11 protein-coding genes and 1 pseudogene are annotated in these 11556 nt (G+C 66.7%); 5 read left to right on the top strand and 7 right to left on the bottom strand.

Translation table 11 applies throughout. The features are described 5' to 3' along the window. Positions 1–13: 13 nt before the first annotated feature. Positions 14–535, bottom strand: a complete 522-nt coding sequence (locus BJF87_RS02480; RefSeq protein WP_075862579.1) for a methylated-DNA--[protein]-cysteine S-methyltransferase — start codon at positions 533–535, stop codon at positions 14–16. 116 nt (positions 536–651) lie between these two features. Here BJF87_RS02480 and BJF87_RS02475 point away from each other — a divergent pair, with 116 nt between their 5' ends. Further along, positions 652–1074, top strand: coding sequence for a nitroreductase family deazaflavin-dependent oxidoreductase (locus BJF87_RS02475; RefSeq protein ID WP_006360869.1), 423 nt, complete (start codon positions 652–654; stop codon positions 1072–1074). 387 nt (positions 1075–1461) lie between these two features. Here the strand turns inward: BJF87_RS02475 and BJF87_RS02465 are convergent, their stop codons facing one another. From BJF87_RS02465 to BJF87_RS02450, 4 genes are all read right to left on the bottom strand, one after another. Then, positions 1462–2520 (bottom strand): cation diffusion facilitator family transporter, encoded by a 1059-nt coding sequence (locus BJF87_RS02465; protein WP_075862578.1) that lies wholly within the window; start codon positions 2518–2520, stop codon positions 1462–1464. Positions 2521–2523: 3 nt separating this feature from the next. Then, entirely contained in the window at positions 2524–2922 is a 399-nt protein-coding gene (locus tag BJF87_RS02460) for a metalloregulator ArsR/SmtB family transcription factor (RefSeq protein ID WP_042375720.1), read from the bottom strand. Between the two features lie 41 nt (positions 2923–2963). Further along, the gene (locus BJF87_RS02455; RefSeq protein WP_006360872.1) at positions 2964–4016 is read right to left on the bottom strand and encodes a fused (3R)-hydroxyacyl-ACP dehydratase subunits HadA/HadB; all 1053 of its coding nucleotides are present in this window, start codon (positions 4014–4016) and stop codon (positions 2964–2966) included. Between the two features lie 83 nt (positions 4017–4099). Next, entirely contained in the window at positions 4100–5371 is a 1272-nt protein-coding gene (locus BJF87_RS02450) for an oxygenase MpaB family protein (RefSeq protein WP_006360873.1), read from the bottom strand. A gap of 139 nt (positions 5372–5510) precedes the next feature. On the opposite strand from BJF87_RS02450, the gene BJF87_RS02445 reads away from it, so the two are divergent. After that, on the top strand, positions 5511–6158 hold the full coding sequence (locus BJF87_RS02445; protein ID WP_075862577.1) for an MBL fold metallo-hydrolase: 648 nt from the start codon (positions 5511–5513) through the stop codon (positions 6156–6158). 100 nt (positions 6159–6258) lie between these two features. After that, on the top strand, positions 6259–7857 hold the full coding sequence (locus BJF87_RS02440) for an HNH endonuclease signature motif containing protein (RefSeq protein WP_006360875.1): 1599 nt from the start codon (positions 6259–6261) through the stop codon (positions 7855–7857). Between the two features lie 33 nt (positions 7858–7890). Here the strand turns inward: BJF87_RS02440 and poxB are convergent, their stop codons facing one another. Next, positions 7891–9627: a ubiquinone-dependent pyruvate dehydrogenase gene (poxB, locus tag BJF87_RS02435; RefSeq protein ID WP_006360876.1), complete on the bottom strand. Its 1737-nt coding sequence runs from the start codon at positions 9625–9627 to the stop codon at positions 7891–7893. A 160-nt stretch (positions 9628–9787) separates the two neighbouring features. Here poxB and BJF87_RS26525 point away from each other — a divergent pair. Together BJF87_RS26525 and BJF87_RS02430 are read left to right on the top strand one after the other, a co-directional pair. Further along, a pseudogene (locus BJF87_RS26525) lies at positions 9788–9921 on the top strand (LLM class flavin-dependent oxidoreductase); the annotation flags it as partial. Positions 9922–10140: 219 nt separating this feature from the next. Next, positions 10141–10557 (top strand): hypothetical protein, encoded by a 417-nt coding sequence (locus BJF87_RS02430; RefSeq protein ID WP_006360877.1) that lies wholly within the window; start codon positions 10141–10143, stop codon positions 10555–10557. 84 nt (positions 10558–10641) lie between these two features. Here the strand turns inward: BJF87_RS02430 and BJF87_RS02425 are convergent, their stop codons facing one another. Beyond that, complete coding sequence (locus BJF87_RS02425; protein WP_006360878.1) at positions 10642–11496, bottom strand: SDR family NAD(P)-dependent oxidoreductase; 855 nt, start codon at positions 11494–11496, stop codon at positions 10642–10644. Positions 11497–11556: the final 60 nt, after the last annotated feature.

Genomic DNA, 11556 nt, shown 5'->3' with positions numbered 1-11556 from the left:
GACCACGCCCCGCTCAGAACAGCGTCGGCGGGAGCGCACCTTCGAATTCGAGGAGCCACCGTTTGGTCGCCGGACCTTCCCCGGTGAGGCCGCCGGAGAAACCGCCCAGGCCGTCGCCCGCGACGACGCGGTGGCACGGGATCAGCAGGGGGACCGGGTTGACGCCCATGATCGAGCCGACGCTACGCGCCGGGATGCCGGCGCCACTCATTGTCGCGAGCTCCCCGTAGGTGACGGTCGCGCCATACGGGACGTCACGGTGGAGGGCGTTCAGGACCGCACAGGCCGCTCCGGACACCCCGGAGAGATCGATCGGGAGATCGAACGTGGTCAACGAGCCGTCGAAGTAGGCGTGGAGCTGACCGACCGCCTCGACGAGGAGTGGTTCCGTCGGTGCCCCATCTCCTGGCTCGGGTGTCTCCCGCCAGGCGACCCGAACGATTGCCCGTCCGTTTCCGGTGATCGTGATCGGGCCGACCGGAGTCGAGACGGTGGCCGTCGACGTGGGGTCGCGGTCTACCCGAGGTGAGGTCATGGGTCTGCCCTTCGCGAGCGTGCGAACCCACGGTAACCGGCCTCCCCGACAATCATGGCGGTGTCCGGAGCCGTGCTCGCGGGAATAAGCGCGGACTCTGCAGCGTTCCCGAGCCCATGAGTGCCAACGCTGAATTGAGTCCTGAAGGCTGGGTCCGCGAGCAGACCGAGAAGATCCTGGAGCAGGGCACCACCGACGGGGTCCAGGTCATGGACCGCCCGATCGTCCTGTTCACCACCACCGGTGCGAAGTCCGGCAAGAAGCGGTACGTCCCGTTGATGCGGGTGGAGGAGAACGGCAAGTACGCGATGGTCGCCTCCAAGGGCGGCGCCCCCGAGCATCCCGCCTGGTACTTCAACGTCAAGGCCAACCCGCACGTCACCGTGCAGGACGGCACCGAGATCAAGGAACTCACCGCGCGCGAGATCAGTGGCGACGAGCGCGCTCACTGGTGGGAGCTCGCGGTGGCGGCGTTCCCTCCCTACGCCGAGTACCAGACCAAGACCGACCGAGAGATCCCGGTCTTCATCCTGGAGTGATCCTTCTGCAGCCCGCGGGCACCAGAGCCCCCGACGACGTCGGGGGCTCTGGTGTTGTGGCCACCGAGTGTGCGTCAGCGAAGCGGGAGTGGGCATGAGACACGTCGTCGATTTCACGAACGTCTCCACGCAGGGCGACATGATGATCGCCTCACGTCCGCTCGAGGTCAGCGACTTCGAGGTCGACGGCCTCCACGTGTCGTACGTGTTCTACGACTCGGGACTCGCGATCAACGTCGTGTACAGCATCGACCCGGCTATCAAAACGCGCCGTCGGCTTCACACTGTCCGACGGCATGGACGTCCCCGCGGAACTCGAATCGAAGTTCAAGTTCGCGCGCCAGAAGTCGAAACTCGCCGGCACCATCCGCGGGTCGTACTTCGTCATCAAGGGTGAGTACTGACCGCGCTCTCATGATCGTCGTGTGCGGGATAAGCATGGATCAGAGCGCCGGCGAGTTTCGGAACGGCGTGGGTCAGTTCGTGTTCGGCGTCGTGCGCGATGGAGTGCGCCTCGGTCAGCCGTAGATTCGGGTCGACGTCGAGTTCGGCGTCGACATGGAGACGGTGGCCGATCCAACGCATGCGGACGCTCCGGACGGCGAGCACTCCCGGACGTTCGGCGAGGGTTCTCTCCGCGGTCTCGACCAGGGCCGGGTCCACGCCGTCGAGGAGGCGGCGGAAGACGTCGCGCGCTGCCGTGCGGAGCACCGCGAGGATGGCGACGGTGATCAGCAGGCCGATGATCGGGTCAGCGAGTGGAATCCCGAGTGCCACGCCGGCTGCGCTGAGCAGCACCGCCAGCGACGTGAAACCGTCTGTGCGCGCATGGAGTCCGTCGGCGACGAGTGCGGCCGAGCCGATGCGTCGGCCGACCCGGATGCGGTAGAGCGCCACCCACTCGTTGCCGATGAAGCCGACGAGTCCGGCCAGTGCCACCCATCCGACGTGGTCGATGGGGCGGGGATCGACGAGTCGGCCCACGGCCTCGTATCCGGCGATCACGGCCGACAGCGCGATCATCGCGACGACGAACAGACCGGCCAGGTCCTCGACCCGTCCGAACCCGTAGGTGTAGCGACGGGTGGCCGACCGGGCGCCCATCGCGAACGCGATCCAGAGCGGTAGCGCGGTGAGCGCATCCGAGAAGTTGTGAATCGTGTCCGCGGCCAGCGCTATCGAGCCCGATGCGGCGACGATCCCGGCCTGCGCCACCGCGGTGACGCCCAGGACCACCAGGCTGATCTTCACGGCCCGGATACCCGCTCGCGACGATTCGAGCGCCGAGTCGAGGCTGTCGGCGGCGTCGTGGGAATGAGGCGCGAAGATCTCGCGTACGACTCCGGCGAGTCCGCGGCGGTGCGAGTGGCCGTGGTCGTGCGAATGGCCGTGGGCATGGTCATGCGGGTGATCGTGTGAATCCTGTTCACGGCGAAGGTGCGTCATCGCTCAGGCCTCCCGCTCGGTGTCGTGATCGACGGCGCGCAGAGCGGCGTCACCACGATGGTGCGGCGGCACACCCGGCCCGGCGTGCTCGGCGTTGAAGACCGCATCGGTGACGAGCCGTCGGACGTGCTCGTTCTCTAGGGAGTAGTGGATGGTGGTCCCGGCGCGTCGGGTCCGGACGAGCCGCGCCATCCGGAGCTTGGCGAGGTGCTGTGACACCGAAGGCCCGGGCTTGCCGACCACTTCTGCGAGTTCGCTGACCGACATCTCGGTGTCGGCCAGCGCCCATAGCAATTGGATACGGGTCGGATCGGCAAGCATCCGGAAGACCTCGACCACCAATCGCACCTGGTCCTCCGCGATGGGAGGGTGGGCGTTCGGTGAATGCTTATCTGCATTCATATGCAGATAGTAGCGGGTTCCGATGAGGGGCGGAACCGGCGTCAGGAGAAGCGGATGTTCATGGTCGCGAGGCCGAACACCTTTCGGCCGCCCGACTTCGCGACGATGATGACGACGCCGGTCCGGGTCTCCGGGTCCAGCGACTTGATGCGTCCGCTGAACTCGATCTCGCCACCGTCGACGGCCGACACGGGAACGGTCTGCGACAGGCGGACCGAGTAGCGAGTGACAGCGCCGGGGTCGCCGGACCACGACGCGACGAATGCTGCACCGAGACCCATGGTGAACATTCCGTGGGCGATGACGTCGGGCAGGCCGGCGAGCCTGGCCACGGCTTCGTCCCAGTGGATCGGGTTGGCGTCGCCGGCGACACCGCCGTAGTTGACGAGGTCGCCGCGGGAGATGCGGGCGGTGTGGATCGGCAGTTCGTCGCCGACCGACAGATCGTCGAAGGAGCGGGCGCCGGACGGGCGCGTCGCGCCGTCGGCGACGCGGATCTCGCCTTCGGGCCGGACGGTCTTCTCGTACAGGTGGTGGGTGTCCTCGTGGCTGAAGATGTTGACGTCGTGCATCATCACCTTGCGTACCGCGGCGCTGAGGCCCGGATCGACCTCTTCGGCGGTCACGCCCACGACGGTGGTGTGCATCGTGTGCACCTTCTCGCCCGCGGCGTCGGTCATGGTGTTGGTCACCGTGATCAGTTCGCGGCCCGCGACCTTGCGCACGCCCGACAGTTCGACGTCGGTGACGAGCTCGTCGCCGGCGACGATCGGCCGGTGCTGTTCGAAGGCCTGCTCGGTCTGCACGTAGGTGTCGTAGCCGACGATCACGGACTCGAACAGCTCGCGGTTCGCCGCCATCGCCGGGATGGAGGTGAACGTCAGCGGCGCGACGAGTCCCGAATACCCGAGTGCGGCAGCAGCTTCGGGCTCCCAGTGGGCGGGGTGGTAGTCCTGCACCGCGCGGGCGTACTCGCGGACCTTCTCGCGTCCCACCTCATAGGAGCCGTCGAGGACGTAGTAGTGGCCGACGCGCGTCTCGAGGTCTGGCGCCTCGCCGGCTGCCGTCGGTTCCGTGATCGGGGGTTGGGTCATTTTGACAACGCTAATCGCGCGGGTTCCGTCGGCAAAACCGTGGTCGGTGTCCTGTCACGTACTCGACCGTGTCGGATGGAAGGTCACCGTCGCAATCCCTTGCCGTGCGCGAACTCCGCGGGGCGTCCCGAGGACTGCCAGGCGTGCCAGTTCTCCCGGTGCCGGCACATCACCTTCTCGTGCAGCCGACGGAACGTCGGGGAGATCCGGCGCAGCGTCTCGACGAGCGTCACGGCCGGCAACCGCAGGAGGATCAGTGCGAGTCCCGGGATCGGGTTGGGCATGTCGTAGCGGAAGCGCGTCGTCGGCATCATGTAGATCGTCGAGTAGGCGGCGTACATCATGGCGTTGTACTTGCCGCGGATGCGCTCGAGGCCCGTCGCGCTCTCGTTGGCGAACGCGGCCGGGAACGATTCGATGAGTTCGGCGCCGTCGGCGCCGGCGTCGTAGCTGCGGGTGGTGTTGACGAGGGCCAGCAATCGCAGTGAGTCGGCGATGGTCTCGGGGAACCACTGGGTCCGCACGCCGAGGAGGTGCCCGAGGTAGCGCTGGTAGTGCAGCAGCACCCGGATCTCTCGGGGTGTGGTCTGGACCCCGGTCAGCCACAGCGCCGACGCCGGCACGACGCTGCCGCCGAGCAGGGTCAGCAGCTGATACGACTGGCTGATCGGCTCGCCCCACCGTTCGACGTCCCACTCGGGGTGCTTCGCGACGGTGCGTCGGACCCACACATGCATCACGCGGACCCGCATCGCCGTCGCCCGGCCGGCTGATCCCGGGGTGAGCAGCGCGCCGGGCTGGGACACGTCGATCCAGAAACGGGAGGTCTCCAGGAATCGGCGCAGCGCGTTGTCGCCGGCATATCCGCCTGCCAGTGACAACGGCTTGGCGACCGCGGCCTCGGTGTACATCTCGAGAGTGATCCCACCGGCGACACTGAACAGGCCGGTACCCCAGCGGCGCCAGATCGCCTCACCCTCGGCGATGAGATGCGGATCGACCCAGTCGGGAACGGTCTCGAACTCCTCGAACAGTTCGACGAGTGCGGGCGGCGGGTTCTCGACGCTGTCGAGTCCGTCGGTCAGGGCCTTGTCCAGCAGTGTGCGCGCGGCTTCGGGGCCGAGCGTGCCGTAGACCTCGTCGACGAACCGCTCGGCCACGGGATCGGTGCGGAACATGTCCTCGGCGAAGGTGTGCAGGTGTTCGGGCTCGGGGTAGAGGTCCTTGCCGGTGACCTTGCGGACGAGGGCGCGCGTACGCCGGAGCTTTCGGTTCGACATCGCGGCGTCGTAGCTGACGGCCCTCGGGAAGCCGGGGGCGTCGTCGATCGGTCGACTCGGCAGCACTGCGGACACGGGAACCCCCAACTGTTTGAGACGAATCGAATCATGTGTATCACTCGAGGGTTGACCAGCGCACGTTCGCCCTTGACCTGAAGTTCACTTGAAGTTGCACGGTGGGGGCGGAGCCGTCACCACTCAACGAGGAGATCCGATGCGACAGGTGCTACCCGACCTCTGGGAGACAACGACCGACAACCCGTTCCCCGGTCTCACCACCCATGCGTATCTGTGGACGTCCGACCGCAACGCGCTGTTCTACTCGATGGCATCGGACGCCGAGTTCGACGATCTGGAGAAGCTGGGCGGTGTCGACGACCAGTACCTGTCCCATCAGGACGAGGCCGGCCCGATTCTCGGTCGTGTCGAAGACCGGTTCGGGGCGACGCTGCACGCGCCCGCTCCCGAGGTCGAGCGGATCGGCCGCTTTGCGCGCGTGGACATCGCGGTCGCGGAACGGTACGTCGACGACAACGGGGTCGAGGTGATCCCGACTCCGGGGCACACGCCCGGCAGCACGTGCTACCTGGTGCCTGGTGATGACGGTCTTCGGTACCTTTTCACCGGGGACACCCTGTATCTGAGCGCATCCGGGGAATGGGCCGCCGGATACCTACCGTTCAGCAATGCGAATACCCTCGCGGAGAGCCTGCATCTGCTGGCGACCCTCGCTCCCGACGTGGTCATCTCGAGCGCATTCGCCGGGGAGTCGGCGGTGAATCAGGTTGCCGCGCAGGACTGGTCGGGCTACATCGAGCAGGCGCTCGAAAGATTGGCAATCGCGTCCGGAACAACACGTTGATGTGCGGGTGATCTGCTGGTGAAGCCTGTGGAGCTTTCCTGCGTGACGACGGATTCGTGTGTAACATCGAACATGCATTCGAACCGCGGAATCTTGGGGGGTGACCGTCGTGGCCGTTGCTGCAACTGTCGACGCCGCCGACCCGGCACCCTCTGACGCGGTCGCGATCATCGAGCAGATGCACGCCCTCACCGACCGGTTGCAGAATGTTGACCTCTCTCGATTGTCCGATGTCGAGGTCGACCAGGTGGCCGCCGAGAACGAGCGTCTGATCGCCCGCCTGACCTACGCCGGCAACCAGCAGATCGTCGAGGTCGAGAACCGCAGCCTGGCCCGAAAGACCGGTCACCGCAGCATCATCCAGTACATGCAACACCGCCTGCGGATCGCCTTCCCCGGCCGACGCCACGCCGAGGTGAAAGCCACCGCCACCTACACCGACCTCACCACCGGACAACCACTCGAACCCGAGCTGCCGACGCTCGCCCGAGAATTGGCCGACGGCCGGGTGGGGTCTGCCCACGTTCATGCGGTGATGGACGTCGTGGACCAGATCCCACATGCCGTCCCACACGATGTGCGCGCCGCCGCCGAGCAAACCCTGGCCGAATACGCCGCCACGCTCACGCCCGCCGAGATCGGTCAGGTCGGTGCCCGACTGCTGGCACACCTCGACCCCGACGGAACCCTCACCGACCACGACGACCGCGTACGCCGCCGCAACCTGCAGGTGAACCGGCAACGCGCCGACGGGACCTCCAAACTCATCGCCAACCTCACCCCTCTGGCGCGGGCGCGGATCATGACTTTCCTGGCCGTCTGGGCCCGACCGGGCATGAACAACCCCACCGATCCCGAATCGCCGTGCGGTTCGATCGAGGACGCCGACCCCGAGGTGGTCGCGGCAGCAGCCGACCGCGACCACCGCACCCCCGCACAGCGCAATCACGACGCCCTCAACGCACTGCTGGAAGCGGTGTTCGACGACGGAATGCTCGGCAAGACCCACCGAGGCCTGCCGGTCCAGCTGATCGCCAAAGCCGAGCTCGACGACCTCATCCGCGAAACCGGGTCCGCCACCAGCGCCGACGGCACCCTGATCCCCATCGCAGACCTCATCGCCATCGGCGCCGACGTGCAGCCCTGGTTGGCGGTGTTCAGAGACGCCACCGCGGTCCCGCTGTACTTCGGACGCGGCAAACGACTCGCCACCATGGAACAGCGGCTCGTCTCGTTTGCCAGACCTGACGGCGAGATGTGCTCCAACCCGGACTGCGACATGCCCACCACACACGTGGAAATGCATCACGCCCACACCGATTGGGGTGATGGCGGATTCACCGACATCGACAATCTCACTCCGGCCTGCACCCGCCACCACCACATGGTCGGTGACCAACCCGGTCAATACTCGACCCGGATGATCGCCGACGGCGCCGACGAAGGCAGATGTGTCTGGCAGTTGAACGCCGAACCAGGGGCGCCACCCAACCCCGAACGCATCAACCGGCGACCCGACATAGCCGGACGGTTCCGCGAAGTCCTCACCGACATTCGTGACGCCATCCACGGACAACTCGAACCGTTGTCCGTCGATGCACCACGCCCACAACTACGGCAGGTCATCGATCTGCAGGAGGCGTCACCCGCCGAACTCGCCATTGCCTCGGTGTTGCTGAATGCTGCCTACCTGAACTGAGACGGCCTGCCGAGTATCCAGAACTGGTGGCAGTCAGTCGAACAGTCGCCGGAACACGTTGGTCTCGGCGAGATCGACCAGCTCGTCGCCCCGGCCCGACAACACGGTGCGGAGGGCGTAGAGCGTGAATCCCTTGGCCTGGGCGGCAGTTACCGTCGGCGGGATCGAGAGCTCCTGGCGGGCGGTTGTGACATCGAGTAGCGCCGGTCCGTCGTGGGCCAGGAATTCGTCGATGGCCCCGGCGAGATCGTCGGGCTGCTCGACCTTGCGTCCGCGTATCCCGACGGCCTCGGCGAGTTTCGCGAAGTCGGGGTTCTCCAGATCTGTCCCGTAGTTGACGAACCCGGCCGCTTTCATCTCCACCTCGACGAAGTTCAGTGAGGAGTTGTTGTAGACGACGATCTTCACCGGCAGTTTGTTCTGGGTGATGGTCAACAGCTCGCCGAGCAGCATCGCGAGTCCGCCGTCGCCGGCGAGTGCGATGACCTGGCGCCCGGGGAAGGCGGTCTGCGCACCGATGGCCTGCGAGACCGCATTCGCCATCGACCCATGGGTGAACGAACCGATCAGGCGGCGGGCGCCGTTCATCACCAGATAGCGCGCCGCCCACACGACCGGGGAGCCGACGTCGGGGATGAACACGGCATCCGCACCGGCCTTCTCACTGATCAGCCGGGTGAGGTACTGCGGGTGGATGGGTGCCCGGTTGCGGTCGTTGTCGGCCAGTTCGTCCAGACGTCGACGCGCCTTGGTGTAGTGCGCGAGAGAGGACGTCAGGTGTTCCGGATCGCGGCCGGTCGAGACCAGCGGGATCAACGCGCGCACGGTGTCGCCGACGTCTCCGACCAGCGGTACGTCGACCGGGCACCGGCGGCCGATCTGCTCGCCGCGGATGTCGACCTGGATGATGGTCGCCTTCGACGGGTAGAACTGCTCGTACGGGAAGTCGGTGCCCAGCATCAGCAGGGTGTCGCATTTCTCGATTGCGCGATAGCCCGACGAAAAGCCCAGCAGCCCGGTCATTCCGACGTCGTAGGGATTGTCGTACTCGATGAACTCCTTGCCGCGCAACGCATGCACGACCGGTGCTTGTAGTGTGCGGGCCAGTTCGACGACCTCATCGTGGGCGCCCTGCACGCCGGCGCCCGCGAGGATGGTGACGCGCTGGGCGGCGTTCAGGGTGTCCGCGGTGCGCGTCAGGTCGGCATCGGTGGGCCGCACGACGCGCCGAACCTGCCGGATCGGGGCTCCCGCACGGCGTTTGGGGCACGGCTTGAGGAACAGCTCGCCGGGGATCACGAGCACCGCCACGTCGCGTCGCTCGACCGCGGTCCGCAACGCCACATCGAGCAGTCGCGGCATCTGGTCGGGGGTGCTGACCATCTCGCAGAATGCGCTGCACTCACGGAAGAGCTGTTCGGGGTGGGTCTCCTGGAAGTAACCGCTGCCGATCTCGGGGCCGGGGATGTGGGCGGCGATGGCGAGCACCGGGACGCGGCTGCGATGGGCGTCGAAGAGTCCGTTGATCAGGTGGAGGTTGCCGGGACCGCAACTGCCCACGCAGACCGCGAGTTCGCCGGTGAGAGCAGCCTCGGCGGAGGCAGCGAAAGCAGCGGCTTCCTCGTGGCGGACATGCTCCCAGGTGATGGCCTCGGCGCTGCGTAGGGCGTCGGTGAGACCGTTGAGGGAATCGCCCGGAAGCCCGTATACACGCTGCACTCCGGAACGATCGAGCTCTTCGACGATCCTCTCGGCGACTGTTGTCGACATGGCGATCCATTCGGTCGAGTCCGTGTGAACCCCGACTATAGACGCGACGCCAGCGGTACCGACCTGGTTCAACTTTCGTGCGCGATGATTCGCGGCGTGGCGTTCGGTTTCGCCGATGACACCAGCTGTCCGGCACAGCGCGGTGAACCACTGCAGAGACTCCGTCGACCTCCTCAGCGGCGGACGCCTCAATCCCGGCGTCGCCGTGAGTGTTTCGATGCGCTACGACGATTTCAGGCCCCACTCCACCCGGAAACCCATGACATCGAGAACTTCTCCAAGGATCGCGTCGTCCCAGGGTCTCGTCGTCATCCCACGGACTCGGCGACCTCGCCCGACGACTCGGACCTGTGCTGGCGGGGTAGCCCCGGCGCCTGTGGATGCCGCCGGGCTGTGGATGGCGTCGTCGGCCACGACGCTTCTCGTCGGGGTCCGTCGTCACAGTGGATCGCACCACGCCGGGCGGCGTGGGCCTCGTGTTCTGCGAGGTGGATCGACACACGGGAGTCGCTCATGAAAGTCCTGACCGCCACCTCCTCCGGTGCCACCCGAGAGGATGACTTCTGCCACGCCGTCGAGGGCGAGATCGTGCTGCCGTCGGTGGTGTGCGATTCCCGGACCTGCGGATGCGACCGCGCGTTCGGCGGACTCAACTCTCACCAGGCCACCACGACGATCATGGTCCGCGACCTCGACCTGACCGTCGAGGATCTGGTGGCGGCCGCCTTCGGATATCTGGAGTCCGCAGGATGGGCCGATCTGCTCAGGTCCGATGTCGTGCCCGAAGAGCCGGCGGACCCGGTTGCGGCATACGCCCTCGAGCTGCTGGTGCCGACGCTGGTGCTGGCCGCGCAACTCGATCCCGGAGTCATCATCCGGGTCGCCTACAACCGCAGAGCCGACGCGTGGGAGTACGCCGTGGCGAGCTGATCACCACGCCTGCTCGCCGGCAGACAGTATTTCGGTGATGCGTCCTCGGTCGAGGTCGCATCACCGAAACGAAGTCCCATGGACTCAGCCCTGGTGATCCGAGGTCACCGCGAGGTCCTTCGCGGCGTCGAACTCTGCCCGGAGAGTGTTCAGCCGGGCGTCGGCGAACTCGAGTGAGTCCGAACCCAGGAGCTGGTGCAGCGGCGCGTCGCCCTCCACGGCGACGGTGATGATGGCCGCCGCGGCGCGGACCGGATCGCCCAGCTGGGTGCCGGGCATGGCCTGGTGTGCCCGGGTCATCTCGCGGATGGCGGGATAGGCGTCGACCGTGGACTCGGGCAGACCCAGCGAGGTGGCACGCAGGAAGTCGGTCCGCAGGTACCCGGGTTCGATCAGGTTGACCGAAATGTCGAAGTCGGCGATCTCGGCGGCGAGCGACTCGGTGAGGCCCTCCAGTGCGAACTTGCCTGCGCTGTACAGGCCCCAACCGGGGAACGTGGTCAGGCCGAGGATCGACGACACGTTGATGATGTGGCCACCGCGGCGTGCCCGCATCTGGGGGAGCGTTGCCCGCAGCACGTTCCAGACCCCGAAGATCTGAACGTCGAACATGTCGCGGGCCTCGGCGTCGGTGACCTCCTCGACTGCGGCGAGGAAGCCGTAGCCCGCATTGTTGACCACCACGTCGATGCCGCCGAACCGATCGTGCGTGGCCGCGACCGCAGCGGTGACCTCGGCTTCGTCGGCGAGCGACACCTGCAGGGGGAGAAAGTGACTCGTGTCGATGCCGGCGAGGGCCTCGGTCAGTCGATCCGTCGAGCGTGTGGTGGCGGCGACGTTGTCACCGCGCTGCAGCAGTTGCGTGACCAGCTCCAGGCCGAGGCCGCGCGAGGCGCCGGTGACGAACCAGGTGGCCGGACGATCGGTGGGGTAGCTCATGATTGCCTCCTGTGTGCTCCGGCTCGTCTCTCGAACCGGTGGCACCAGAATCGCGCCGCG

Source organism: Gordonia sp. CNJ-863, from assembly GCF_001942325.1.
In the GTDB taxonomy this organism is placed as follows: Bacteria; Actinomycetota; Actinomycetes; order Mycobacteriales; family Mycobacteriaceae; genus Gordonia; species Gordonia alkanivorans.
The sequence above is the reverse complement of the archived record's forward strand: the minus strand, read 5'-3'. Positions and strand labels throughout refer to the sequence as shown.